The organism is Pseudomonas sp. NPDC090201 (assembly GCF_044746825.1).
Classification (GTDB): Bacteria; Pseudomonadota; Gammaproteobacteria; order Pseudomonadales; family Pseudomonadaceae; genus Aquipseudomonas; species Aquipseudomonas putida_AD.
In genome coordinates this window covers 1-24,845 of record NZ_JBIVCX010000021.1, presented here as the reverse complement: position 1 = coordinate 24,845, position 24,845 = coordinate 1, and the positions used below count along the sequence as shown (strand labels likewise).

Sequence of the window (24,845 nt, the reverse complement as noted above, 5' to 3'; positions counted from 1 at the left end):
TCGAGGGAAGTCCGAAGGACCCCAGCCTGTCGCAGGGCTTTTTTGGTTACTTTTTCAGCTCTTGGAAAAAGTGACCCGCCGTAAGGGCGGAAGGCGCAATCAGCACCAGCCTAAGAAACGGATATACACACGATCCAACCGCCGCCGACGCGGAGCGTCGCTCAAGGCGTTACCACGCAGAGCGTGGGAACGATCATGCGCAGAGCGTGGGAACGATCATGCGGGAATCACCGAGCCTTGGGCGTCGCCACCTTGTCCCGCAAATAAACCGGCTGCGCCTCATCAGCAACAATGGCCTCGCCGCGCTGCCAGGCAAAGGTCGCCAGCGTCAGCAAATCCTGCGCATGGGGCAGCATCAAAGCATCCTGCCCAGAGACAGCGACAGGCATACGCCCCGCATACCCCCAACCCGTACCCGCGCCAAACCACTCACCCGAGGCGTCGCCAGGCAAAGCGGCACGCTCCGGCGGCATCACCGCCTCCTCGCCCACCAGCCGCATCTCACCGGCAGCTTCGCGATAGCAACCCCAATACACCTCATCCATCCGCGCATCGATGGCAGCAGCCACCTGCGTGGCGCCATGCTCACGCAAGGCCCGCTGCGCCAGCACCGCCAGATTCGACACCGGCAACACCGGACGATCCAGCCCGAACGCCAGCCCCTGCACCACACCAATGGCAATGCGCACACCAGTGAACGCACCCGGGCCGCGCCCGAAAGCAATCGCATCCAGCGCCGACAGCCCGATGCCGGCCCCGGCCAGCAGCTCCTTGATCATCGGCAGAAGCTTCTGCGCATGCAGCCGCGGAATCACCTCATAGTGCGTGGTGATTTTTCCGTCGTGCAACAGGGCAACAGAGCAGGCTTCAGTGGCGGTGTCCAGGGCCAGCAACGTGGTCATCGGGGTTTCCATGATCGGGGGAGAAAAGTGGGAGAAATGCGCGGGCATTATAAACAACAACGGCCCGCAAGCGGGCCGTCATCGCAACGCCTGATGAAGATCAGGCCAGTGCTGCGCTCACCTTGGCGGTGATTTCCTTGACCGAGCCTACGCCCGGGATGCTGCTGAACTTCGGCGTGCCGTCCTTCTCTTCGAGCTTCTTGTAGAACTCGACCAGAGGCTCGGTCTGCGCGTGGTAGACCGACAGGCGATGACGCACGGTCTCTTCGACGTCGTCCTTGCGCTGAACCAGGTCTTCGCCGGTCACGTCGTCCTTGCCTTCAACCTTCGGCGGGTTGTAGACGGTGTGGTAGACGCGGCCCGAACCTTCGTGCACACGACGGCCGGAGATACGCTGAACGATCTCTTCGTCGTCGACCTTGATCTCGACCACGTGGTCAATGGCAAGGCCGGCATTCTTCAGGGCTTCAGCCTGGGGAATGGTACGCGGGAAGCCGTCGAACAGGCAGCCGTTGGCGCAGTCGGGCTGCGACAGGCGATCCTTGATCAGACCGATGATCAGGTCATCGGACACCAGGCCGCCGCTGTCCATGACGCTCTTGGCCTTCAGGCCCAGCTCGGTGCCGGCCTTGACCGCAGCGCGCAGCATGTCGCCGGTGGAGATTTGTGGAATGCCGAACTTTTCAGTGATGAACGTTGCCTGAGTACCTTTACCGGCCCCGGGAGCTCCCAGCAGAATCACGCGCATTGTTGTGCTCCTCAATTTTTATAGAGATTTCGTCGGATTCGCCTACATGGGGCCAATCACTAAAAAAAATTAACTGACCCAACGGCCAAAGGCTGATCAAGATACACAGCCGATTCATGCCGCACAAGACGCCAAAAGTCGCAGCAACCCGCGACAAACCAATAGCTTGGCAACGATCGGTACTTTGGTAGCACCGCAGTGCAACTTCAGGGGGCAGCTCTGCGGCGGATCGGCTGTGCGCCGCAGGATGAAGCCTTCGAGCCTCATCTGCGGCACCAATCTCACCTTAGCCGGTATTGCGCAAACCGGCGGCAATGCCTGCAACAGACACCAGCAGCGCCTGTACCAGAGGACTGTCCAGGCTGACCTCGCGACTGCGCGAGCGTGCCAGCAGTTCGGCCTGCAATAGATGAAGCGGATCGAGGTAGGTGTTGCGCAAGCTGATGAATTCAAGGGTTTCCGGACTGTGGGCCAGCAGTTGCGACTGCCCGGTCAACCCGAGCACCACGTCGCACGCCTGCGACAATAGGTCGCGCAAATGCGCACCCAAATGCAGCAGTTGCGGCTGCACCAGACGTTCGTCGTAGAGCTGGGCGATGTCGCTGTCGGCCTTGGCCAGGACCATCTCCAGCATGTCGATGCGGGTGCGGAAGAACGGCCACTGCTCGCGCATCTGCCCCAGCAACTCGCCCTGGCCCCGCTCCAGCGCCTTGCTCAGCGCGTCTTCCCAGCCGAGCCAGGCAGGCAGCATCAGGCGGGTCTGGGTCCAGGCGAAGATCCACGGGATCGCCCGCAGGCTTTCCACCCCGCCCTCGCGACGTTTCGCCGGCCGGCTGCCCAGCGGCAGACGTCCCAGTTCCTGTTCGGGCGTGGCCTGGCGGAAGTATTCGACGAACTCGGGATTTTCCCGGACCACGGCGCGATAGGCGTTCACGCCATCTGCGGCCAGTTGATCCATCATCTGACGCCACTGCGGCTCAGGCATCGGCGGCGGCTGCAAGGTTGCCTCCAGTACCGCGGCCAGATACAGGTTCAGGTTTTGCTCGGCGATGTCCGGCAGGCCGAACTTGAAGCGGATCATCTCGCCCTGTTCGGTGGTGCGGAAACGCCCGGCCACCGAACCTGGCGGCTGCGACAGGATCGCCGCGTGAGCAGGACCACCCCCACGGCCTACGGTGCCGCCACGGCCGTGGAACAGCAGCAGTTCGACTTGCTGGGCCTTGCAGATCTCCACCAGTTTTTCCTGGGCCCGATACTGCGCCCAGGCGGCTGCCGTGGTGCCCGCGTCCTTGGCCGAGTCGGAGTAGCCGATCATGACTTCCTGCGGGCCATGCAAACGCTGGCGATAGCCCGGCAGGCTGAGCAGGTGCTCGATCACAGGCCCCGCGTTGTCGAGGTCCGCAAGGGTTTCAAACAACGGCACTACCCGCATCGGTCGCAGCAAGCCGGCTTCCTTTAGCAGCAACTGCACAGCCAGCACATCGGAAGCCGCGCCCGCCATGGAAATCACGTAGGAGCCCAGCGATGCCGCAGGCGCCGCAGCCACCACCCGGCAGGTCGCCAGCACTTCGGCGGTGTCGGCTGCCGGCTTGAAATGCGCGGGCAGCAGTGGGCGTTTGTTGCTCAACTCACCGAGCAGGAATTCGATGCGGGTTTCTTCGTCCCAGTCGTCATATCGACCAAGGCCCAGGTAGTCGGTGATCTCGGTCATGGCCGAGCTGTGCCGGGTGGAGTCCTGGCGCACATCGAGCTTGACCAGAAACAGGCCGAAAGTGACCGCACGGCGCAGGCAATCTAGCAGCGGGCCATCGGCGATCACGCCCATGCCGCACTCGTGCAGCGAGCGGAAACACAATTGCAGCGGTTCGAGCAGCTCGCGGTTGTCGTGCAACACGCCCTCAGGCGCAGGCTGGGTGACGCGCAGCGAGGCATGGGCCCAGTTGCGGGTGGCCCGCAGGCGCTCGCGCAGTTGCTTGAGCACGGCGCGATAGGGCTCGGCGCTGTCGCCGGCCACGGCCATCAGCTCAGGGCTGGCCTGCTGCATCGACAGCTCGGCAGCCAGTTGATCGACATCGCGCAGGTACAGGTCCGCCGCCATCCAGCGCGCCAGTAGCAGCACTTCGCGGGTCACGGTGGCGGTGACATTGGGGTTGCCGTCGCGGTCGCCGCCCATCCATGAAGCGAATCGGATCGGCGCCGCTTCCAGAGGCAGGTGCAGGCCGGTGGCCGCTTTCAGCGCCTGGTCCGCCTTGCGCAGGTAGTTGGGGATGGCTTGCCACAGGGAGTTTTCAATCACTGCAAAGCCCCATTTCGCCTCATCCACGGGCGTGGGTCTGACACGGCGAATTTCTTCGGTGTGCCAGGCTTCGGCGATCAGGCGTTGCAGGCGCTCGGTGATCTGTTGGCGCTCGATGGCATTCAAGTCGCGATGATCGAGGGCCGCCAGTTGCGCGGCGATGGCATCGTACTTCTGAATCAGCGTACGCCGGGCCACTTCGGTGGGGTGGGCGGTGAGGACCAGTTCGATTTCCAGTTTCCCCAACTGGCGCGCCAGGGCTTCAGGTGACTGACCGGACGCCTTCAAACGCTCAAGCAGTTCAGGCAGCACGCGCGATTCGAAGGGCTGCGGCTTGCTGTCGTCGCGGCGATGGATCAACTGATACTGCTCGGCGATGTTGGCCAGGTTCAGAAACTGGTTGAAGGCCCGCGCAACCGGCAACAGTTCGTCTTCCTTGAGGCTTTCCAGATTGGAACTCAGTTGCTCGGTGCTTTGTGTCGCGGCGTGCCGACCGGCCTTGGCGCTCTTGCGGATACGTTCGATCTTCTCCAGAAAATCAGCCCCGTGCTGATCACGAATGGTGTTGCCCAACAGCTCACCCAGGAGGTGAACGTCCTCGCGCAAACGTGCATCGATATCAGCCATCCAGCCCTCTCCTTCAGCGTTTTTTGTTGTTCCGGTCACGCGTGGCTTCGGGTCCGAAAAGTCCCTGAAACTGAACGCTCGGTAAAAATCCGTCTCTATCTACTGTGCATACAGCGACAAATTCATACAAGCATGCAACCCCTTGCCTCACATCCGTGGGGAACAGGCTAGGGTTTGTAGTGGACCCCACGAAGGTCTGCATACTCGCCAGCTCCCGTCATCCTGCGGGCGCCAGGTGCGAGAACCATGAAGAGGTCTTTATGAAAATCCGTGAGCTCGCAAAACAATGGGAACAGTCCGCCAAAGGCCGCCTGACCAAGACCGGCTACGCCGTGCATCTGGACGTCGAAGCCGCAGCGCGCCTGGCGGCCATCGCCGAAATGTACCCCAAACGCTCCCCGGAGGAACTGCTGGGCGAATTGATCGGTGCTGCCCTTGAAGAGCTTGAAGAAAGCTTTCCGTACATCCAGGGCACCCACGTGGTCGCCACTGACGAAGAAGGCGATCCTCTCTACGAAGACGTAGGACCGACACCGCGTTTCCTCGCCTTGTCGCGTCGTTTCCTACAAGACCTGTCGGATCAGACAGACAGCCAGCAGCACTGATAACGACGTCGTTTTCAATGCCAGTCAAAGTGCCGCGCCGCCCCGTAAAACCGGGGCCGGCGCGTCTTTTTTTGTGTCATTAAAAAAGCGCCAGTTTTACAACGCGCAACAAATCACCCGTTTGGCAGCTGTAAAAAACGCTGAACTATTCAAAAACCGTGTTGGTCCGAGCAATTAGCCATGACAGAAAAAGCCGACCAATGGCATCAGGCGCGACGCGTGTTTGCTGCAAGCCGCCCGCTCCCGACCAGGGCAAAACTGAAATGGACCATCATGTTTTCAGGAGTTTCGAAATGGAGTTGACCACCATGAACATCAGCACTGCCAACACCAAGTCCAACCGCCTGCGCGGGCTGAAACTGGCCGCGTTGGTCGTGGGCACCAGCGTGCTCCTTGCCGGTTGTGCAGGCAAACCTCCAAGCGAGCAGTACGCCGTGACCCAGTCGGCGGTGAACGCTGCCGTGACCGCAGGTGCCACCGAGTACGCCCCGGTCGAGATGAAATCGGCGCAGGACAAGTTCAAGCAATCGGAACTTGCGATGCAGGAAAAGAAATACGACGAGGCACGCAAATACGCTGAACAGGCCGAGTGGGACGCCCGTGTAGCCGAGCGCAAGGCGCAGGCGGCCAAGGCACAGAAAGCCGTGCAGGACGCTCGCCAGGGCGTCAATGAACTGCGTGAAGAAGGCATGCGCCAGGCCCAGCCGGTCAGCCAGTAACCCTTCGCATTTCCTGCATTGCCATTGATTTAAGGACGAAACCATCATGCGTAAACAAGTACTGATTCCTGCCCTGCTGGCCCTGAGCGTTGGCCTGGCTGCCTGCTCTTCGCAACCGAACGTGAACCTGGAGCAGGCCCGCACCAACTATTCGGCGCTGCAAAGCAACCCAAAGGCCACTGAACTGGCGGCCCTGGAAACCAAAGACGCCAGCGAATGGCTGGACAAGGCCGATGCGGCTTTCCGCAGCCACGAAAACGAGCAGAAAGTCGACCAACTGGCTTACCTGACCAATCAGCGCGTGGAGCTGGCCAAGCAGACCATTAACCTGAAGACCGCTGAAAACGATCTGAAAAACGCCTCGGCTCAGCGTGCACAGGCACGTCTGGATGCACGCGATGCGCAGATCAAGGCGCTGCAGAACAGCCTGAACGCCAAGCAGACCGAACGCGGCACCTTGGTGACCTTCGGTGACGTGCTGTTCGATCTGAACAAGGCCGAGCTGAAATCCAGCGGCCTGGTCAACGTCAACAAGCTGTCTCAGTTCCTGCAAGAGAACCCTGACCGCAAGGTGATCGTCGAGGGTTACACCGACAGCACCGGCTCCGCGAGCTACAACCAGTCGCTGTCCGAGCGTCGCGCCAACTCCGTGCGCATGGCGCTGGTGAAGATGGGTGTGAGCATGGACCGCGTCGTGTCCCAGGGTTACGGCAAGGAATACCCGGTGGCTGACAACGCCAGCGCGTCGGGCCGTGCGATGAACCGTCGCGTGGAAGTGACCATTTCCAACGACAACCAGCCAGTGGCACCGCGTTCTTCGATGCAGTAACGCAGCTCTTGCGGTAATCAACAGCCCTGCCTGGCGATGCTCAGGCGGGGCTGTTTTGCGTCCGTCTGTGGGAGCGGGCTCGCCCGCGAAGGCGGTGTGTCAGGCACCCAAACAGGCGTCTGGCAAACAGCGTTCGCGGGCGAGCCCGCTCCCACAGATAACAGATATCAGGCGGCGATGCTTAGCGTGTTATTGAACCTGCTGTGGCGTCTGCTGCCCCATGCAGCGCACCGCCTGTTTACGGTCGTTGACCAGCACGCCGGTCAGGCCTTTCTGTTCGGTATCGAACAGCACCAATACCCCTTCGATGCATTGCGCAGCCTGCGGCGCGGGTTCCAGCGCGACTTTGTAATCCTCCCCCGGCATGGTCTTGAGCATGGTGAACTGGCTCAATTGCAGGGCGTCCTCAGGCTTTGCGAAGTGCAGGTAGCCGTAGTACCACAACACCCCCACCGTGCCGAAAATACAGGCGATGCCGGTCAGAATCTGCGGGATGACGTTACGCTCTTCACTCATTTGTGGCTCTCTGCTGGGTTGTCTGGCGACGGTTTCGCGTCAGGATCGGGGTAGTTGGGGATTTCTGCCAGACGCCGCAAACCGTTGAAGTGCTGCGGGTCGTCCAGGTAGTTGACCATGACTTGCTGCCAGGTCGGGTCGGCGAAGGTCTGCACGTGAGGCCCGCGCGTCAGTTGCAGCACCCGCGGGGGCGGTGCGGCCTGATACAGGCTGATGCCGTTTTGCAGCGGAATCTGCGCATCGTCCAGGCTCTGGAACAACAGGATCGGCGTGCCCTTGAGCCGGGGGATGGCGGTGATGGCGCTGTCGCCGTCAGGAATCACCCAGGACAATGGCCGCTTGAATGCCCAGGTCAGCCACGACGTGCTCAGGGTGTAGCGCGCAATGTCACGGTAACTGGCCGGGACGCCGTCGAGTACCAGGGCCTTGAGCCGCGAGCGTTGCTGCGGATGTTCGGCCAGGTAATGCACGCCGATCGCGCCGCCCAGGCTTTGTCCCAGGACTATCAGCGGTTTGCCTTGCGCCTCGGGGGCCTTGCTCAGCCAGTCGAAGGCGGCGTCGACGTCCTGATACACGGCAGGCAAATTTGGATCGCCCTCGGAGCGGCCGTAGCCGCGGTAGTCCAGCATCAGCACCTGATAGCCACGCTCGGGGAGCCAGCCACTGCCGCCCAGATGCCAGGCCATGTTGCCGCCGTTGCCGTGCAGGTGCAGCACCGTGCCCTTGACCGGCACGCCCGCCTTGGCCGGCAGCCACCAGCCGTTGAGCCGGGTGCCATCGGCGGCGACGAGGGTGACATCGCGATAGGACAGTTGCGCCTTGTCCGGGGTCATGGGCACATGGCGCTCGGGGTAGAACAGCAACTCGCTGCAGCCGGTGAGGGAGATGAGCAGGAGCAAAGTCAGAAGCGGCTTCAAGCGATGTCCTTTCAAATGAATTATCCAACCTGCGCAGGTCCTTGTAGGAGCGCGCTTGCCCGCGACGGCGGTGGGTCAAGAAGTGAATCGTCTGACACGACGCTGTCGCGGGCAAGCGCGCTCCTACAGGCGGAGGCGGTGGGTCAGGTAGATCCGAGTCGTCTGACACCACGCCATCGCGGGCAAGCGCGCTCCTACGGGTGTGTTGTTCAGAGGATATTCGAGTAATCCGCCTCGATCCGGTCCAGGCTCAAGTGGTTGAGGAAGTTGGAGAAGCACATCCACGCCGACAGCGCGTTCATGTCGCGGAACTGGTCTGGCAGGTACTTGGGCGGCACCACCAGTCCTTCGTCCACCAGTTGGCGCAGGGTGCGCATGTCTTCCAGCGTGGTCTTGCCGCAGAACAGCAGCGGCACCTGCTCAAGCTTGCCCTTTCTCACGGCCAACTGGATGTAGTTGTAGACCATGATGAAGCCCTTCAGGTACGAAAGGTCCTTGGTGAACGGCAGACCGTTCGGCACAGAGCCTCGGAAAACGCGGCTGGCGTTGCCGTAGCTTTCCGGCATGCCGAAGCCCTGCTCGCGATAGAAATCGAACACCTGGAGGAAATCCGCGCCCTCCTCGGCCATGTGGATGGCGCGGGTGCGGTTGGTGAGCTTGCGCAGGCGGCTCGGGTACGAGGCGAAGCCGATCACTTCCATGAGGATCGCCAGCCCTTCCTGGGTCACCGTCGACGAGGGCGGACCCTTGGCCAGGAAGGTGCAGATCGGCTGGTTCAATCCGTTGAGCGTGGTGCCCACGTGGACCAGGCCTTCGTGGACTTCCAGCGCCCGCACGTCACGCTCGTTGAACATCGCGTCGCTGCGGATCTTGATGTAGTCGGCGCCCGCCGCAGCGTCAGCCACGATGCCGTCGGACTCGAACACGCGGATGGTTTCCTCGGCCTCGCCGAAGGTGCGGTTCAGGCGGCTTTGCAGCATGGCCACCGCGTCCTTGGCGTTGAGCGTCTTGGGTTCGTCCTTGAGGTCGCCGCGCCCGGCGATGTTGTTGAGGTAATCGGAGAGCATCATGCCCAGGTCGGCCAGGGTCGGGTCGCCGGCATGGAACGCATCGGAGGCCGCGCCGTAAAGTTCCTGGGAGATCAGGCCGAAGTCCGGCGTGCCCCGGGCTTCGAGCATGCGGATCACCATGCGGTATTCCTTGCACATGCGGCGCATGATCTGCCCGACCGGGTTGAACTGCCCCAGTTGCCGGGTGATGTCGCGCTCGATGTTCTGGAACTCGAGCTTCACCGCGCCCGAATCGAAGCCCAGCGGGCGGCTTTCGTAGTAGGCGCGGTTGACCTCCGGCGGCTCCTTGCCCTTGGCGGCCAGGAACGTCTTGCGGATGCTGTCGTCCCATTTCACGGCATCGAGTACGCGAATCGGCGTCTGCGCCAACACAATACGATCGGACAGCGTGCGTATGGTCTGTTGGTAATCGTCCACCCAATACCCCTTTGATTAACCGGTAGCGCTATTTGGTCATGCGCTGATATTTGGCCGCATTGATGAAGACATCGGAATTGGCGGTGTCGTCCAGGTAGGCGAACACCTTGTCCATGGAGCTGGTGATCAGGACGCCGTCGCCCTTCTCGGTGTCCACTGTCTGGCCGTCGAAGACCTTCTGTTCCACCAGTTGCTGGAAGCGTTCGAGGTCAAGATCATAGACCTCCAGCTCGTCGGCGGCGTTTTGATTGTCGATCAGGTCGAAGCCTGCGATCACGTAGTTGGCGCCGTACTTGTCCGGCAGCGAAGCGCACAGGTACCAGCGGCTGCCGTGGCGGGCCACGGTGAAGGTGTATTCGTCACGGTTCTGGCGATCGCCCTTGCGATAGCTGACCGCCCGGTATTGATTGGTGCCGGCGCGGCTGATCTCGAGCTCCAGCGGCTCGCCCCAGGCGTTCTTGCTGGTCCAGGTGCCGAGCAGTCCGGGCGGCGCGGTATCGCGGGTCGCGATCGGGTCCTTGAACGTCACCAGGCATCCGCTCAACAGGGCGAACGACAAGGCGAGCACGACGCTCCAGACTTTCATCCTTTCCTCCCCATGTGAGCCGTGAACCGGCGAACGATCAGCCCGCCACGGGCCTTGCAGTGCCCAGCACCAAGTGCATCTGGCGGGTAAGAATAGCGAGCATTTGCTCGTCTGCGTCGGGCCGTGGGCCTTCGAGCAGCCCCTGATATTCCATCCGCCCGATAATCCCCGTCAACACTTGCGCGTCCGTCTGCGGCTGGGCCGAGCCCATGACCTCGAGAAACTGGGCACTTCCCTGCAGCAGAATCTCCTGATGGGCGCTCACCAGAGGTGCCAGGCGCGGGTTGATCAAGGCTTCGAGGCGGAAGGCATGCTCGGCGATCAACTGGTCGCGGCGGGTCATCAGTTGATGACGCACGTATTCCATGGTCATGCGCGCGATCTCGTCGGCCAGGCGGCCGCGGGCCTCGGGGCTGCCGTCGTTACGTGCGACCATTTCGCGCAGCAGCACTTCGGTGTTGGTCCACAGCTTGGCCATGTAGGCGGCGCTGCGCTCGACGTATTGGGCGAAGGCATCGGTGAGCAGGTCGTCGATGTCCTTGAAGTAATAGGTGGTGGCCGACAGCGGCACCTGCGCCTCGGCAGCCACGGCACGATGGCGAACGGCGCGCACGCCATCGCGGATGAGGATGCGCATGGCGGCATCGAGAATCTGCTGGCGACGCTGTTCACTGCCCTGTCGGCTCGCTTTGCGGCCTTGATACTGAACACTCTGCGCCACAGCCGTGGCAAGGCCGGCGGCTCCCTTTTGAGCGATCGTACGATTCACGACAGGTTTCCTTTTTAGTCTTCGAAATCGGGGCATCGGAAAGCTTCGGTGTCTGCACCGGCCCTGTCGCGGGCAAGCGCGCTCCTACAGTCGAGCACAATACAGTGTAGGAGCGCGCTTGCCCGCGAAGGCGTCAGCACAGGTAACCGAACATCCGCAAAACAGGCAAAAAAAAGCCGCCCTCTCCAGGCGGCTTTTCTGACAACGCTTAAGCCTGAGGCCGCATGTGCGGGAACAGGATCACGTCGCGGATCGATGGCGAGTTGGTCAGCAGCATCACCAGACGGTCGATACCGATACCCTCACCCGCCGTCGGTGGCATGCCGTATTCCAGCGCGCGAACGAAGTCGGCGTCGTAGTGCATGGCTTCGTCGTCACCGGCGTCCTTGTCGGCCACCTGGGCCATGAAGCGCTCGGCCTGGTCTTCCGCGTCGTTCAACTCGGAGTAGGCGTTGGCGATTTCACGGCCGCCGATGAACAGCTCGAAACGGTCGGTGACGTTCGGGTTTTCGTCGTTGCGGCGCGCCAGCGGCGACACTTCGAACGGGTACTGGGTGATGAAGTGCGGCTGTTCCAGCTTGTGCTCGACCAGCTCTTCGAAAATCATCACCTGCAGCTTGCCCAGGCCTTCGAATCCCAGCACCTTGGCACCGGCTTTCTTGGCGATGGCGCGAGCCTTGTCGATGTCGTTCAGGTCATCGGCGGTCAGATCCGGGTTGTACTTGAGGATCGAGTCGAACACCGACAGGCGTGCGAACGGCTCGCCGAAGTGGAACACCTTGTCGCCGTACGGCACGTCGGTGGACCCCAGCACAAGCTGCGCCAGTTCGCGGAACAGCTCTTCGGTCAGGTCCATGTTGTCTTCGTAGTCGGCGTAGGCCTGGTAGAACTCCAACATGGTGAATTCAGGGTTGTGACGGGTCGAGACGCCTTCGTTACGGAAGTTGCGGTTGATCTCGAACACCTTCTCGAACCCGCCAACCACCAGACGCTTCAGATACAGCTCAGGCGCGATACGCAGGAACATTTCCATGTCCAGCGCGTTGTGGTGGGTTTCGAACGGCTTGGCCGCAGCGCCGCCCGGAATGGTCTGCAGCATCGGCGTCTCGACTTCCAGGAAGTCACGCTTCATCAGGAAGCTGCGGATGTGGGCGATGACTTGCGAGCGCACGCGGAAGGTGTCGCGCACTTCTTCGTTGACGATCAGGTCAACGTAGCGCTGACGGTAGCGCTGCTCGGTGTCGGTCAGGCCGTGGTGCTTGTCCGGCAGCGGGCGCAGCGACTTGGTCAGCAGGCGCACGGTGGTCATCTCGACGTACAGGTCGCCCTTGCCGGAGCGGGCCAGGGTGCCTTCGGCGGCGATGATGTCGCCCATGTCCCAGGTCTTGACCGCAGCCAGGGTTTCCTCGGACAGGGTCTTGCGGTTGACGTAGACCTGGATGCGACCGGTCATGTCCTGGATCACCATGAACGAGCCACGGTTGAGCATGATGCGACCGGCAACCTTGACCGGAATCGCCGCTTCAGCCAGCTCTTCCTTGGTCTTGTCCGCGTACTGTTTCTGCAGGTCGTTGCAGTAGTTTTCGCGGCGGAAGTCGTTCGGGAAGGCGTTACCCTTCGCGCGCTCGGCTGCAAGCTTTTCCTTGCGCAGGGCGATCAGGGTGTTTTCTTCCTGTTGCTGGGCTTGCGGGTCGAGTTGTTGGTCGCTCATGTCTTCAGTTATTCCATCAGGTTCGTTGCCCATCATCCGCCACGGGTCAGCGGTGAGGAATCGCGGGCCGGTCATGCGCAGTGGCGTGCCGTGCCCGCAACGGTAGTTTCGCGGTTACAGGCCTTGCTTGAGGCTGGCTTCCAGGTAACCGTCGAGGTCGCCGTCCAGCACCTTGTTGCAGTCACTGCGCTCGACGCCGGTACGCAGGTCCTTGATGCGCGAGTCATCGAGAACGTACGAACGGATCTGGTGACCCCAGCCGATGTCGGACTTGGTGTCTTCCAGGGCCTGGGACGCCGCGTTGCGCTTCTGCATTTCCAGCTCGTACAACTTGGCCCGCAGCATTTTCATGGCGGTGTCCTTGTTCGCGTGCTGGGAGCGCTCGTTCTGGCAGCTGACCACGGTGTTGGTCGGCACGTGGGTGATACGCACCGCCGAGTCGGTGGTGTTGACGTGCTGACCACCGGCACCGGACGAACGATAGGTATCGATGCGCAGGTCCGACGGGTTGATGTCGATCTCGATGCGGTCGTCGATCTCCGGGGAGACGAACACCGCCGAGAACGAGGTGTGGCGACGTGCGCCGGAGTCGAACGGGCTCTTGCGCACCAGGCGGTGAACGCCGATCTCGGTACGCAGCCAGCCAAAGGCGTACTCACCCTTGATGTGCACCGTGGCGCCCTTGATGCCGGCGACTTCGCCTTCGGACAGTTCCATGATGGTGGCGTCGAAGCCACGCTTGTCGGCCCAGCGCAGGTACATGCGCAGCAGGATGTTGGCCCAGTCCTGTGCTTCAGTACCGCCGGAACCGGCCTGGATGTCCAGGTAGGCGTTGTTGGGGTCCATCTCGCCGCTGAACATGCGACGGAATTCAAGCTTGGCCAGCGATTCTTCAAGGCCCTGGAGCAGCTCGACGACGTCATTGACGGCGCCTTCGTCGTTTTCTTCGACGGCCATGTCCAAAAGCTCGCGCGAATCGGTCAGGCCGCTGGACATCTCGTCCAGGGTCTCGACGATCTGCGCCAGGGTGGCGCGCTCGCGGCCCAGTGCCTGGGCGTACTCGGGCTTGTTCCAGACGTTCGGGTCTTCCAGCTCGCGGTTGACTTCGATCAGACGATCACTCTTGTGATCGTAGTCAAAGATACCCCCGAATGGACTGGGAGCGTTCGGTCAGGTCCTTGATGGTGTTCAGGATCGGGTTGATTTCCATGGTCGACAGGACTCGCAGGCGAATTTAGCAAAGCCCGCGAGTATAGCTCATTCGTCCCCATTGCGGCAGTCCGTCCGGCTGCCTGGTCTCCTGACTAATCGCGAACCGCGATAACCCTCATCGCGAAACAGCCTAGCGCCCGCATCGGCTGCGCACATACTCGGAACAGGACATCAGGAAACACCGAAAAGGAGGTCGAGATGAAACTTTTGCCTGCGTTGTTGATGGCAACACTTACGTCCATTACAGCCCTGCCCGAAGCTTACGCTGACAGCCAGCCGTGTTCTTGTCAGTGCCAATGCGAAACAGCGCCCACGACTGCGTCCGACGGTACCGATCTGCCGATACCGAAGCCACGACCACCCGAAGCGGTCGCGCTGAACGACGAGCCCAACCTGCGACCCCATGAAACTGGCGCAAACGTCGGTGCGAAGTCGACAAGCAAGGCGCTGAGCACCTCGCCCAAAATCGCTTTGCTCCAGGGCGACTTGCTCGATCTGGCTGTCGTCCAGTCCAGAGATGTCAGGGTAACCTTTACCTACCCCGGCATCGCAGATGGGGACACCGTGAGCATCCGCTGGGCTGGAAACCCGGTGTATCAATCCCCTGATTCGCCAGTCCAGGACGCACCACGCCCATTGGTGTTCGACATTCCCTATGACAGGGTTCTCAATGAAAAAGGCAGGCTTGTCACGGTAACGGCCATTGTGGGTAGACCCGGCTTACCCCCGGAACCTTCACAAGAGCTGAAATTCGCCGTCCACGACTCCCGTAATCCGGGCGAAGCGGTAGTGGACGATCTGAACACCCGTTACAACGATACCCGCTTCACATGTGCCGGCAACACGCCCTCTTATTACTGCAACGGCGTCACCACACGCGGGACCAGCAATGGCGATTACGACCCATGGGATCCTAGCCCGACGCAAGAGCGCAAAGGCTCGGTGTCCTTCTCGTACCTACGCAAGGACTCGCGAGTCACTGACCTCTGGCGAGACAGCGGCTACGTTATATTTTCACAGGCTGAGGCGATAAGGCAGGGAAAAGAGCAGGAATACCTGTGCTCCTTCCCCCATGATGGAGCTACCGATCTGGGAAGAGTCGCCTACGGCTGCGGATTCGCAGCCAGAAGTGGACGAGCGGACGATCCAACTACCAGGCTGATCCAGATCGCGGTGGAGCATCCGGAACTGCTGAGGCTGCTCAAAAGTAACGAGCAATTGGCAGATCGACTTGCCAATGGACAAGACGCCAGCGACCTTCTCCAGACAGATCCGGCCTTCGCCGCCCTGCTGCGCAAAGTGCCCGATCTGGGGGATGTCATGAGGCGAAGCCTCGATGAAGTGCAGGCATCCAATAATGCCTCAATCAATGTCGCGGACCCCAGCACCTGCTCAGGCCTGGGTGCGGCAACAGTCGATGGTTGGCGGGCCTACACCAACCAGTTGACCAAGCGCGTTGAACATTGCTCGTTGAGCGCGCAAATCCCGGCTCAATTCACGTTCAGCCTGCTGGTTCGCGAGTATCCGATACCCCCGCCCATCACAGCCACCTGGAACGAGGTACTCATAAAAGTCTGGCAGGCCGGAATGGGTTCGAGACTCCCTATACAAGCCTTCTTTTATCTGCGTGACGAAGGTTTGCAAGACGCAAAAATTTACCAACAGAAATACAAGACCCGGACATCGCTATGGTTGCCTGTCATCAAGCTTGACGCAACAAAAATGGCGGCCGGGGTTGCCCCATTCAGTTACATTCCCGCCGACCAGGCCGTGCAGCCTTGATCGCAGCGCAGACAAGGCCGGATTCATGTCCGGCCTTGTCTCACCCCACCGCCACCTGATTGCGTCCGCTGTTCTTGGCCGCATACAAACCCTGATCCGCGCTCTGGATCAGTTGCCGGCTGTGGCTGCCCACGGCAGGCACCACGGTGGCCAGGCCAATGCTGATGGTCAGCACGGAACCTTCCACCGGGGCGATGTGCGGGATGTTCATGCCGGCCACGGTCTGGCGCAGTTTCTCGGCCAGCAGGCGCGCACCGCCCGGCGAGGTGTTGGGCAGGACCAGGGCGAATTCTTCGCCGCCGTAACGGGCGGGCAAGTCCGAGGGACGGCTGCAGCTTGCGCGGATGGCCTTGGCCACCTGACGCAGGGCCTCGTCGCCTTCAAGATGGCCGAAACTGTCGTTATAAGCCTTGAAGTAGTCGACATCGATCATCATCAGCGACATCTGGGTCTGTTCGCGAATGGCCCGGCGCCATTCCAGTTCCAGGTATTCGTCGAAGTGCCTGCGGTTGGAGAGGCCCGTCAGGCCGTCGGAGTTCATCAGGCGCTGCAGCACCAGGTTGGTGTCCAGCAACTGCTGCTGGCTCACGCGCAGGGCACGATAGGCCTCGTCGCGCTGCAACAGGGTCATGTAGGAGCGCGAGTGGTAGCGAATGCGCGCCACCAGTTCGATGTTGTCCGGCAGCTTGACCAGATAATCGTTGGCCCCGGCCGCGAACGCCGCGCTCTTGATCAGCGGGTCTTCCTTGGTGGAAAGCACGATGATCGGGATGTCGCGGGTGATCGGGTTGTTGCGGTATTCGCGCACCAGGGTCAGGCCGTCGAGGCCTGGCATGACCAGGTCCTGCAGGATCACCGTCGGCTTGATCTGGATCGCCTGGGCAATGGCCTGATGCGGATCGGCGCAAAAGTGGAAATCGATGTTTTCCTCATTTGCCAGCCCGCGCCGGACGGCCTCGCCGATCATTGCCTGATCGTCGACCAGCAACACCATGGCAGCGTTTTCATCCGTGGTGTTTACATCGTCCAGTTGCAAATCATGCATCAGGGTGCTCCTGGTCACAGCCGGGCTGTGAAATCACCTGGTAATTCATTGGGTGAAAACCTCTTTCAAACGAGGTGCGATGGTGTCCAGCGGGCGAATTTCCACGGCCGCGTCGATGGCCGCTGCCGCCTTGGGCATGCCATACACCGCGCAGCTTTCCTGATTCTGGGCGATGGTCAGAAACCCCCGCTGACGCATCAGCTTGAGTCCCTGCGCGCCATCACGCCCCATTCCCGTCAACAGAACGCCCACTGCATCCCCGCTCCAATAACTGGCTACGCTCTCGAAAAAGACATCGATCGAGGGCCTGTAAATTTCGTTTACCGGCTCGGCGGTGTAAGCCAGCGTGCCGTTCTTCAAAAGACGTATATGGTGATTGGTCCCCGCCAGCAATACAGCGCCAGGCTGCGGCGGCTCGCCGTCACGGGCCAGGCGCACGGCAAGGCCGGACGAGCTGCTCAGCCACTGCGCCATGCCGGCGGCGAACACCTGATCCACGTGCTGAACCAATACGATGGGGGCCGAAAAATCCTTCGGCAGCCCTTTCAACAATATTTCCAGGGCCGCAGGGCCGCCGGCCGAGGAGCCGATTGCCACAAGCCCGCGCCGCTGAACCGCATCGCGAACCGGCACAGGGGCCTGGCGCACGCGGCTGTCACGCTGGCCAATCAGCCAGCCTATATTAAGTATCTTGCGCAACAAAGGGGCGGCAGCCTCTTTGGGGTCACCCGCACCGATCGCTGGCGTATCTACCACATCCAGCGCACCGTGGCCCATGGCTTCGAATACGCGGTGTACGTTCTGCTCGCGATCCACCGTGACGATCACGATGGCGCACGGCGTGGCCGCCATGATACGACGAGTCGCCTCCACACCGTCCATGACCGGCATGATGAGGTCCATCAGGATCAGGTCCGGCAGTACCTCAGCGCATTGCTCGACCGCCTCGGCGCCATTGCGGGCGACCCAGACCACCTGATGCGCAGGCTCGAAAGCCAGCGCACGGCGCAGCGCTTCGACGGCCATGGGCATGTCGTTGACGATGGCGATTTTCATCCTTGCGCATCTCCTATCAACTCAACGACCGCGTCAAGCAACGCATCGTCATGGAAACTGGCCTTGGCCAGGTAGTAGTCGGCGCCTGCATCCAGCCCTCGTCGACGATCCTCTTCGCGGTCCTTGTAGGACACTACCATGACCGGCAACGACTGCAGACGGCTGTCGCGTCGCAGCAAGGTCACCAGTTCGATACCGTCCATGCGCGGCATGTCGATGTCAGTGATCAACAGGTCGAAATCTTCAGCACGCAAGGCGTTCCAGCCATCCATGCCATCCACCGCCACGGCCACTTCGTAGCCGCGACTGAGCAGCAGTTTGCGCTCGAGCTCGCGTACGGTCAGCGAGTCGTCGACCACCAGCACCCGTTTACGCGGCTGGGCCTGGGCCTCGCGACTGCGCCGGTCGATGCGCTCCAGGCGCCCGGTGTTCAGCAGTTTTTCCACCGAACGCAGCATGTCTTCGACATCGACGATCAGCACCGCCGAACCATCGTCGAGCAAGGCACCGGCCGAAATATCCTGAACCTTGCCCAGCCGCGGGTCCAGCGGCAACACCACCAGGGTGCGCTCGCCGATGAAACGCTCCACCGCCACGCCATACACCGCGTCGCGCTCGCGGATCACCACGACCTTGAGCACGTCTTCACGGTGTTCTCCGGCCGGACGATTGAGCAACTGGCTGGCCGCAACCAGCCCGACATGCCGTTCCTCGTGCCAGAAATGCTGGCGCCCTTCGAGTTGCACGATCTCATCGGCCTGCACATCGCGCATGCGTTCGATGTGCGCCAGCGGGAAGGCGTAAGCCTCGCCGCCCACTTCCACCACCAGGCTGCGGACCACCGAAAGCGTCAGCGGTACTTCAAGGTGGAAGCGACTGCCCTGCCCCGCCTGCTGATGCAGATCGACCCCGCCGCGCAACTGGCGAACCATGTGCAGCACCGCATCGAGCCCAACACCACGGCCCGACACCTCGGTGACCTTGTCGCGCATGCTGAAACCGGGCAGGAACAGGAAGCTCAACAGCTCTTCCTCGCTCAACTGCGCGGCGGTTTCAGCGGGCGACAGTTTGCGCTCGATGATGTTCTGGCGCAGGCGCTCCAGATCGACACCGGCGCCGTCGTCGATCAACTCGACCACCAGCAGGCCGGCCTGATGGGAAGCGCTGAGCTGAATCAGGCCCTCGGCAGGCTTGCCCGCAGCGATGCGCCGCTCAGGGGATTCGATGCCGTGGTCCACCGCGTTACGCAGCAAGTGCGTCAGCGGTGCTTCGAGTTTTTCCAGTACGTCGCGGTCGACCTGGGTCTTCTCGCCGTCGATTTCCAGACGCACCTGCTTGCCCAGCGAGCGGCCCAGATCGCGGACCATGCGCGCCTGGCCTGCCAGCACGTCGGCGAACGGGCGCATGCGACAGGCAAGGGCGGTGTCGTAGAGCAGTTGCGCACGCTGGCTGGCCTGCCAGCCGAACTCGTCCAGGTCCGAAGTCTGCTGGATCAACAGGTGCTGCGCTTCGCCCAGCAGGCGGCGCGCTTCTTCCAATGCCTTTTGTGCATCGGGGTCGGCGTTTGCGCCCAGCAATGCATCAAGGTTGTCCAGTGCCCGGCTCGCTCCGCTCTGCGAGCGTTTGACCCGCTGCATCGCGGTCAGATAGGGCTTGAGGCGCTGGGTCTCGACCAGCGATTTGCTCGACAGGTCCAGCAGGTTGTTCAAGCGTTCGGCGGTCACCCGCAGGACACGTTCGCCGCCCTCGGCCACGCGACGCTCGCGGCGCGGTTCGGCCTTGGCCGCAGGCGCCTGCTCGGTAACTGATTCTTCTTCGGCGACAGGCGCTGGCGCAGGGGGCGCAACGGGCGGCTCGGCAAGAGGATGGTCGAACGCCGCCGGGCCCAGTGCCGATTGCACGGACTGCACCAGGGACTGGGCGTTGGCCAGCAGGATGTCTTCCATCGACGGCGCAGCACTCGGCGCCGCAGCCGAAGGCCTGGCGCCGGGTTTGATAAGGTCGTTCATCAACGCGACGTAACCGTCGACGTCGCTCTGCCCTACGCTGCTCTCACCGGGGGTGGCGATGCGCATCAGCATGTCGGTGCCCATCAGCAGCGCATCGATGTGCTCGGGCGCAAGACGCAGGCGGCCTTCCTGGGCTTCGACCAGGCAATCCTCCATGACGTGGGACACGCTGACCCCGGCGTTGACCCCGACGATCCGCGCCGCGCCCTTGAGCGAGTGGGCGGCGCGCATGCAGGCTTCCAGTTGGTCGGCCTGGGCCGGATTGCGCTCCAGCGCCAACAGGCCTGCGCTGAGCACCTGGGTCTGGGCTTCGGCTTCCAGGGTGAAGAGTTCGAACAACGAGGCGTCGCGCATCTGATCGGGCGTCATGTCAGGCTCCGGTTCACTGCCGACAACAGCTGTTCTTCATCCAGCAGGCGCAGGCTGCGGTCGCGCCATTGCACCACACCCCGGGTGAACCGGGCATTGGCGTTGTGCGCAGGAGCCGATGCCGAATCCAGCAGGCGCGCCTCGATGGCATGGATGCCGTCGACTTCATCCACCGGCACCACCACCGGCCCGCCTTCGGCAGCCACGATCAACATGCGCGGCATGACCCGCGCCTTGCTGGCAGGGGCGAAGGACACATCCAGCCCCAGCAGTTCGACGAACGACAGGCACGCCACCAGCGCGCCACGCACGTTCGCCACACCCAGCAGGGCGCGGGAACGCTGGTGCGGCAGCGAATGAATGGTCTGCACCGGCGACACCTCGACCAGGCAACGGGTCGGCAGGCCGAGCCACTCCTCGCCCAAGCGAAACACCACCAGCGAGCGGGTCTGAACGTCACTGGCAAGCTCTTCGGCGCCGGCCACCACGCGATGTTCCTGGGCCAGCGCGTAGCGGTCCAGCAGGCGCGTGGCCGCTGCCGAATACACCGAGCAGTTGCGGCAATGGATGTGTTCTTCGAGCAGCGGACAGGAACGGTCGCCATGGATACCGATGCGGTTCCAGCAATCGTCGATGGCCTGGGCGTCGTTGCTGATGAGTTCGCTGTGCACGCCGGTCATCGGTTGCGTCCTTCTTTATTCACACCGCGCGCAGCACGCTCCTGCAAGCGTCTGGCACCTGCCGTGTCGCCTTGGGCGGCCAGCAGCGCGGCCAGTTGAGCCAGGGCCTCGGGGTGTTGCGGCTCAAGGTAAAGCGCCTTGCGGTAGAAGCCTTGCGCACTCGCGGCATCGCCCTCGACCTCGGCGAGCAGGCCCTGCCAGTAGAACACCCGTGCGACGGGCTCGAAACGCTTGAGGTATTGCTCGCACGCAGCCTTGGCCTGGGCACTCTTGCCCTCGTTGGCCAGACGCTTGATGCTGTCGAGCAGGGTCGTGGCTTCGCTGTTGTCCAGCGCCGGGCTCGCCGGAGTACGCGGCGGCGCGGCGAACGGACGGACGCTGGTCTTGACTCGCGGCGGGGCAACAGGAACCGGCCTGGCACTGACCGGCAGCGATTCGCTGCGCGCAGGCACGCTGGGCGCGGGGGACGGTTGGGCCAGCGGTTCAGCCCGATGCCTGAAGGCAAACGACTGGGCCACGCCAATGGACGCCATACCCATGCGCCCCAGCAGGCTGCCCTCGGCAGGCCCGATGAACAGCACGCCGTCGTCGCGGGTCATGCGTTTGAGCGCCTCGAAACCCCGGCGCTGAGTCTCGACATCGAAATAGATCAGCAGGTTGCGGCAGAACACGAAATCGTACGCCGACTGCGCCACCGGCAAGGCCGGATCGAGCAGGTTGCCGGCTTGAAAACCGACCCGCTCGCGCACCCGATCCTCGACCCGGTAGCCCTCATCGACCTGGGTGAAGTAGCGCTGGCGAAAGCCCTGGTCTTCGCCACGAAAGGAATTCTTGCCGTAGACCGCACGCCGCGCCCGTTGCAGGGACAAGGGGCTGATGTCCACCGCTTCGACCTTGAACTGCTGCGCCTGCAAACCGGCATCGAACAACGCCATGACGATCGAATACGGCTCCTCGCCCGTCGAACACGGCAGGCTGAGGATGCGCAAGGGCCGCGCGCCGTTGAGCTGCGCCAGCCGTGCGGCCGCAAGTTTGCCGAGGGTGACGAAGGATTCCGGGTACCTGAAAAACCAGGTCTCGGGCACGATCACCGCTTCGATCAGCGCCTGTTGCTCTTCAGCCGATCCCAGCAGCAACAGCCAGTAGGCGTCGTGGTCGGCAGCATTGGCCTGGATGCAGCGCTGACGCACCGCGCGCTCGACAATGGCCTCGCCCACCGATGCCACGTCCAGCCCGATGCGGTTTTTCAGGAAACCGAAGAAACGCGCGTCGGCACTCATGGCGTCGCCTCGAACTGCTCAAGGCTCATGGGCTCGCGGGGGAACAGCAGGTCACGCACCGCTTCGTTGAGCAGGTCCGGCACGCGAATCCACTGCAACAGGCCCAGTTCATCCTCGCGCACCGGCCCCAGGTACGGCGCCTGGCGGTTGTCCAGCCCGTAGGCCTTGAACTCCAGAGGGCTGCAACGCAGGGTGTCGGTGGCCTGTTCCAGAATCAGCCCCAGCCGCTGCGGCGCCCGGTCGGCTCCAGGGCGATAGTGCACCAGCACCAGCCGCGTGCTGGTGCGCAGCGGGGCCGCTTCGCCGAAAGTCAGGGCGCTCAGGTCGATGACCGGGATCACCGCGCCGCGATGGGCAAACACACCGGCCACCCAGTGCGGCGCCTGGGCGATGGGCTTGAGCACCAGGCGCGGCAGCACCTCGGCGACTTCCGTCGCTTCCAGCGCATAGCGTTCCGTGCCGATCCGGAACAACAGGAACAGCTTGTTCTTGGGCAGCACGGGCGCATTGCGTTTGGCGGAATGCTCAGTCATGGAAAGGCTCAGACCTTGAATCGCGAAACGCCGCTGCGCAGCCCCACGGCCACCTGACTCAGTTCGTCGATGGCGAAACTGGCCTGACGCAGGGACTCCACGGTCTGGCTGCTGGCATCCCCCAGTTGCACCAGCGCCTGATTGATCTGTTCGGCGCCGGTGGCCTGGGCCTGCATGCCTTCGTTGACCATCAACACCCGAGGCGCCAGCGCCTGGACCTGGTGGATGATCTGCGAAAGCTGCTCGCCGACCTGGGTCACTTCGAACATGCCGCGACGCACTTCCTCGGAGAACTTGTCCATGCCCATGACCCCGGCCGACACCGCCGACTGGATCTCGCGCACCATCTGTTCGATGTCGTAGGTGGCCACGGCGGTCTGGTCGGCCAGGCGCCGCACTTCGGTGGCGACCACGGCAAATCCGCGGCCGTACTCGCCGGCCTTTTCCGCTTCGATGGCGGCGTTGAGCGACAGCAGGTTGGTCTGGTCGGCGACCTTGACGATGGTCACCACCACCTGATTGATGTTGCCGGCCTTCTCGTTGAGGATCGCAAGCTTGGAGTTGACCAGGTCGGCTGCGCCCATCACCGAGTGCATGGTCTCTTCCATGCGGGCCAGGCCTTGCTGGCCGGAGCCTGCGAGAATGGATGCCTGATCGGCGGCAGACGTGACTTCGGTCATGGTACGCACCAGGTCACGGGAGGTCGCGGCGATCTCCCGTGAAGTCGCGCCGATTTCAGTGGTAGTGGCCGCCGTCTCGGTGGCGGTGGCCTGCTGCTGCTTGGAAGTGGCGGCAATTTCGGTCACCGAGGTGGTGACCTGCACCGACGAGCGCTGCGCCTGGGACACCAGCGCCGCCAGTTCCGTGACCATGTCGTTGAAGCCGGTCTGCACGGTGTTGAATTCGTCCTGGCGTTCCAGGTTCAGGCGGCTGCTCAGGTCACCTGTGCGCATGGTTTCCAGAATCTTCACGATGCGGTTCATCGGCGCCAGGATCGTGCGCATCAGCAGCAGGCCGCAAGTGACCGCCGCCAGCACGGCGATGATCAGCGAGATCCCCAGGGTGATCTTGGATACCGAAACCGCCGCCTGAATGTTATCGGCGGCGCGGTCGGCATTGACCTTGTTCTTGGTGCCCAGGGCATTGAGCACCTTGCGGCCATCGAACCACAATGGGGTCAACTGTTCGACGAAGATGCGCTGGGCCAGGGCGTAGTTGTCACCCTGATAGGCCGCCAGAATGCCGTTGAGCACTAACTGATAGCGTTCGCGCAGTTGCAGGAACTGGGCAAAGTCGGTGCGATCGGCTTCTTCGAAGATACTCTTCTGGTAGTTGGCGATCTGCGCCTGCAAGCGGTCTTCGAAGTCCTTGTACTGGTCTTCTTCGGCGTTGGTCAGGCTGCGGCCGGTGCCCTCGGCGAGCAATTGCTGGGTGCGCACATAGCTCTCCACCCATGCGCCGCGCACGGTGCTGCTGTAATAGACGCCAGGCAAGGCATCCAGACGCACTTCATCTGCACTGTCTTCAATGACCAGAAGCCGGGTGAAAGCCACGACAACCATCAGCAGCATGATGGCGATGATTACAGCGAAGCTCGCCAAGATACGTTGACGCAACGTCCAGTTCTTCACAGTCAGCCCTCAAGAGTTCAACACCGGCGCAACCGGGTTCAAGAAGCGGACCGAAGAACGGCCCGAAGCGAGCGGAGTATAGCCTAGTGCCTTACCGATTAATCTGGCTGTTTCCGACATAACTTACGTAATTACGCACACATATAACGGAAATATCTGACAGGTTATCGGCATTGGGGGCGTTTACCTTACCCGTAGCAGCACGGCTTGCTGGCGGGGGCGTCCTCAAGATCGCACTCACCACCAAGGCGACTCCCACGGCCTGCGGCCAGAAACAGATCGCAACCGCGCCACACATCCCGTAGCAGTCCGGCTTGCCGGCGATGACGATTTTGGAGGCGCCGACGCCGGCAAGCCGGACTGCTACGGGATGGTGGTGTGTTTTAGATTTTGATCTTGATCTTCGTGCGCGATGGTACAGACACCGCCGAACGCGACGTCAAGGCGCCAGGCCGAGCGCAGGTGTCGTGGAGGGGGATGAGCGGCAGGAAGCCGCGAAAGCCGTGCGGGCCATGGATGGCCCATCATGGCGTGCC

20 protein-coding genes and 2 pseudogenes are annotated in these 24,845 nt (G+C 62.3%); 4 read left to right on the top strand and 18 right to left on the bottom strand.

The window, feature by feature from the left end:
- Positions 1 to 227 precede the first annotated feature (227 nt).
- The 3 genes from tsaB to ppc form a co-directional block, all read right to left on the bottom strand.
- On the bottom strand, positions 228 to 902 hold the full coding sequence (gene tsaB / locus ACIPOO_RS27365; protein ID WP_400611183.1) for a tRNA (adenosine(37)-N6)-threonylcarbamoyltransferase complex dimerization subunit type 1 TsaB: 675 nt from the start codon (positions 900 to 902) through the stop codon (positions 228 to 230).
- 100 nt (positions 903 to 1,002) lie between these two features.
- The gene (adk, locus tag ACIPOO_RS27360; RefSeq protein WP_274133739.1) at positions 1,003 to 1,650 is read right to left on the bottom strand and encodes an adenylate kinase; all 648 of its coding nucleotides are present in this window, start codon (positions 1,648 to 1,650) and stop codon (positions 1,003 to 1,005) included.
- Positions 1,651 to 1,936: 286 nt separating this feature from the next.
- Positions 1,937 to 4,573, bottom strand: a complete 2,637-nt coding sequence (ppc, locus tag ACIPOO_RS27355) for a phosphoenolpyruvate carboxylase (RefSeq protein WP_400611180.1) — start codon at positions 4,571 to 4,573, stop codon at positions 1,937 to 1,939.
- A 260-nt stretch (positions 4,574 to 4,833) separates the two neighbouring features.
- Here ppc and ACIPOO_RS27350 point away from each other — a divergent pair, with 260 nt between their 5' ends.
- The 3 genes from ACIPOO_RS27350 (at position 4,834) to ACIPOO_RS27340 (ending at position 6,726) form a co-directional block, all read left to right on the top strand.
- Entirely contained in the window at positions 4,834 to 5,178 is a 345-nt protein-coding gene (locus ACIPOO_RS27350; RefSeq protein WP_400611178.1) for a pilin assembly protein, read from the top strand.
- A 293-nt stretch (positions 5,179 to 5,471) separates the two neighbouring features.
- Positions 5,472 to 5,897, top strand: a complete 426-nt coding sequence (locus ACIPOO_RS27345; protein WP_274133742.1) for a DUF4398 domain-containing protein — start codon at positions 5,472 to 5,474, stop codon at positions 5,895 to 5,897.
- 46 nt (positions 5,898 to 5,943) lie between these two features.
- On the top strand, positions 5,944 to 6,726 hold the full coding sequence (locus ACIPOO_RS27340) for an OmpA family protein (protein ID WP_274133743.1): 783 nt from the start codon (positions 5,944 to 5,946) through the stop codon (positions 6,724 to 6,726).
- A gap of 189 nt (positions 6,727 to 6,915) precedes the next feature.
- Here ACIPOO_RS27340 and ACIPOO_RS27335 read toward each other — a convergent pair whose 3' ends face one another.
- From ACIPOO_RS27335 to prfB, 7 genes are all read right to left on the bottom strand, one after another.
- Positions 6,916 to 7,242: a hypothetical protein gene (locus ACIPOO_RS27335; protein WP_274133744.1), complete on the bottom strand. Its 327-nt coding sequence runs from the start codon at positions 7,240 to 7,242 to the stop codon at positions 6,916 to 6,918.
- Positions 7,239 to 8,159 carry an alpha/beta hydrolase gene (locus tag ACIPOO_RS27330; RefSeq protein ID WP_400611175.1) on the bottom strand — a complete coding sequence of 307 codons (921 nt, stop codon included), beginning with the start codon at positions 8,157 to 8,159 and terminating at the stop codon, positions 7,239 to 7,241. The genes ACIPOO_RS27335 and ACIPOO_RS27330 overlap by 4 nt, the downstream gene beginning before the upstream one ends.
- Before the next feature lie 209 nt (positions 8,160 to 8,368).
- On the bottom strand, positions 8,369 to 9,646 hold the full coding sequence (locus ACIPOO_RS27325) for a flavohemoglobin expression-modulating QEGLA motif protein (protein WP_400611173.1): 1,278 nt from the start codon (positions 9,644 to 9,646) through the stop codon (positions 8,369 to 8,371).
- A gap of 28 nt (positions 9,647 to 9,674) precedes the next feature.
- Complete coding sequence (locus ACIPOO_RS27320) at positions 9,675 to 10,232, bottom strand: hypothetical protein (protein ID WP_274133747.1); 558 nt, start codon at positions 10,230 to 10,232, stop codon at positions 9,675 to 9,677.
- Positions 10,233 to 10,269: 37 nt separating this feature from the next.
- Positions 10,270 to 11,037: a TetR/AcrR family transcriptional regulator gene (locus ACIPOO_RS27315; RefSeq protein ID WP_400611171.1), complete on the bottom strand. Its 768-nt coding sequence runs from the start codon at positions 11,035 to 11,037 to the stop codon at positions 10,270 to 10,272.
- Positions 11,038 to 11,209: 172 nt separating this feature from the next.
- A complete protein-coding gene (lysS, locus tag ACIPOO_RS27310) occupies positions 11,210 to 12,712 on the bottom strand; it encodes a lysine--tRNA ligase (protein WP_274133749.1) in 1,503 nt (500 codons plus the stop codon).
- Positions 12,713 to 12,826: 114 nt separating this feature from the next.
- Positions 12,827 to 13,922, bottom strand: a protein-coding gene (gene prfB / locus ACIPOO_RS27305) for a peptide chain release factor 2 (protein WP_274133750.1) whose coding sequence is annotated in 2 segments (ribosomal slippage) — positions 12,827 to 13,849 and positions 13,851 to 13,922 — 1,095 coding nt in all. Because the reading frame shifts where the segments join, the coding sequence is not laid out codon by codon here.
- Between the two features lie 200 nt (positions 13,923 to 14,122).
- Here prfB and ACIPOO_RS27300 point away from each other — a divergent pair.
- Positions 14,123 to 15,706, top strand: a complete 1,584-nt coding sequence (locus ACIPOO_RS27300; protein ID WP_400611168.1) for a hypothetical protein — start codon at positions 14,123 to 14,125, stop codon at positions 15,704 to 15,706.
- A 40-nt stretch (positions 15,707 to 15,746) separates the two neighbouring features.
- Here the strand turns inward: ACIPOO_RS27300 and ACIPOO_RS27295 are convergent, their stop codons facing one another.
- The 8 genes and pseudogenes from ACIPOO_RS27295 to ACIPOO_RS27260 form a co-directional block, all read right to left on the bottom strand.
- Positions 15,747 to 16,751, bottom strand: a complete 1,005-nt coding sequence (locus ACIPOO_RS27295) for a PleD family two-component system response regulator (RefSeq protein WP_274133754.1) — start codon at positions 16,749 to 16,751, stop codon at positions 15,747 to 15,749.
- Between the two features lie 45 nt (positions 16,752 to 16,796).
- A complete protein-coding gene (locus tag ACIPOO_RS27290; RefSeq protein ID WP_274133755.1) occupies positions 16,797 to 17,807 on the bottom strand; it encodes a chemotaxis response regulator protein-glutamate methylesterase in 1,011 nt (336 codons plus the stop codon).
- Positions 17,804 to 19,579: pseudogene (locus ACIPOO_RS27285) on the bottom strand (hybrid sensor histidine kinase/response regulator); the annotation flags it as partial. The gene ACIPOO_RS27290 and the pseudogene ACIPOO_RS27285, both read right to left, overlap by 4 nt.
- A gap of 230 nt (positions 19,580 to 19,809) precedes the next feature.
- Positions 19,810 to 20,185 (bottom strand): annotated as a pseudogene (locus tag ACIPOO_RS27280) (Hpt domain-containing protein); the annotation flags it as partial.
- Complete coding sequence (locus tag ACIPOO_RS27275; protein ID WP_400611165.1) at positions 20,182 to 20,865, bottom strand: chemotaxis protein CheW; 684 nt, start codon at positions 20,863 to 20,865, stop codon at positions 20,182 to 20,184. The gene ACIPOO_RS27275 and the pseudogene ACIPOO_RS27280, both read right to left, overlap by 4 nt.
- The gene (locus ACIPOO_RS27270) at positions 20,862 to 22,145 is read right to left on the bottom strand and encodes a CheR family methyltransferase (protein ID WP_400611163.1); all 1,284 of its coding nucleotides are present in this window, start codon (positions 22,143 to 22,145) and stop codon (positions 20,862 to 20,864) included. The genes ACIPOO_RS27275 and ACIPOO_RS27270 overlap by 4 nt, the downstream gene beginning before the upstream one ends.
- Positions 22,142 to 22,678 carry a chemotaxis protein CheW gene (locus ACIPOO_RS27265; protein WP_400611161.1) on the bottom strand — a complete coding sequence of 179 codons (537 nt, stop codon included), beginning with the start codon at positions 22,676 to 22,678 and terminating at the stop codon, positions 22,142 to 22,144. Before ACIPOO_RS27265 ends, ACIPOO_RS27270 begins: the two co-directional genes overlap by 4 nt.
- 8 nt (positions 22,679 to 22,686) lie before the next feature.
- Complete coding sequence (locus ACIPOO_RS27260; protein ID WP_400611159.1) at positions 22,687 to 24,309, bottom strand: methyl-accepting chemotaxis protein; 1,623 nt, start codon at positions 24,307 to 24,309, stop codon at positions 22,687 to 22,689.
- Positions 24,310 to 24,845 lie beyond the last annotated feature (536 nt).

What these genes read in the sequence shown, in the direction of transcription:
- tsaB (WP_400611183.1), bottom strand. Translation starts at nt 902, where the DNA reads ATGACCACGTTGCTGGCCCTGGACACCGCCACTGAAGCCTGCTCTGTT.
- adk (WP_274133739.1), bottom strand. Translation starts at nt 1,650, where the DNA reads ATGCGCGTGATTCTGCTGGGAGCTCCCGGGGCCGGTAAAGGTACTCAG.
- ppc (WP_400611180.1), bottom strand. Translation starts at nt 4,573, where the DNA reads ATGGCTGATATCGATGCACGTTTGCGCGAGGACGTTCACCTCCTGGGT.
- ACIPOO_RS27350 (WP_400611178.1), top strand. Translation starts at nt 4,834, where the DNA reads ATGAAAATCCGTGAGCTCGCAAAACAATGGGAACAGTCCGCCAAAGGC.
- ACIPOO_RS27345 (WP_274133742.1), top strand. Translation starts at nt 5,472, where the DNA reads ATGGAGTTGACCACCATGAACATCAGCACTGCCAACACCAAGTCCAAC.
- ACIPOO_RS27340 (WP_274133743.1), top strand. Translation starts at nt 5,944, where the DNA reads ATGCGTAAACAAGTACTGATTCCTGCCCTGCTGGCCCTGAGCGTTGGC.
- ACIPOO_RS27335 (WP_274133744.1), bottom strand. Translation starts at nt 7,242, where the DNA reads ATGAGTGAAGAGCGTAACGTCATCCCGCAGATTCTGACCGGCATCGCC.
- ACIPOO_RS27320 (WP_274133747.1), bottom strand. Translation starts at nt 10,232, where the DNA reads ATGAAAGTCTGGAGCGTCGTGCTCGCCTTGTCGTTCGCCCTGTTGAGC.
- ACIPOO_RS27315 (WP_400611171.1), bottom strand. Translation starts at nt 11,037, where the DNA reads ATGCCCCGATTTCGAAGACTAAAAAGGAAACCTGTCGTGAATCGTACG.
- lysS (WP_274133749.1), bottom strand. Translation starts at nt 12,712, where the DNA reads ATGAGCGACCAACAACTCGACCCGCAAGCCCAGCAACAGGAAGAAAAC.
- ACIPOO_RS27300 (WP_400611168.1), top strand. Translation starts at nt 14,123, where the DNA reads ATGAAACTTTTGCCTGCGTTGTTGATGGCAACACTTACGTCCATTACA.
- ACIPOO_RS27295 (WP_274133754.1), bottom strand. Translation starts at nt 16,751, where the DNA reads ATGCATGATTTGCAACTGGACGATGTAAACACCACGGATGAAAACGCT.
- ACIPOO_RS27290 (WP_274133755.1), bottom strand. Translation starts at nt 17,807, where the DNA reads ATGAAAATCGCCATCGTCAACGACATGCCCATGGCCGTCGAAGCGCTG.
- ACIPOO_RS27275 (WP_400611165.1), bottom strand. Translation starts at nt 20,865, where the DNA reads ATGACCGGCGTGCACAGCGAACTCATCAGCAACGACGCCCAGGCCATC.
- ACIPOO_RS27270 (WP_400611163.1), bottom strand. Translation starts at nt 22,145, where the DNA reads ATGAGTGCCGACGCGCGTTTCTTCGGTTTCCTGAAAAACCGCATCGGG.
- ACIPOO_RS27265 (WP_400611161.1), bottom strand. Translation starts at nt 22,678, where the DNA reads ATGACTGAGCATTCCGCCAAACGCAATGCGCCCGTGCTGCCCAAGAAC.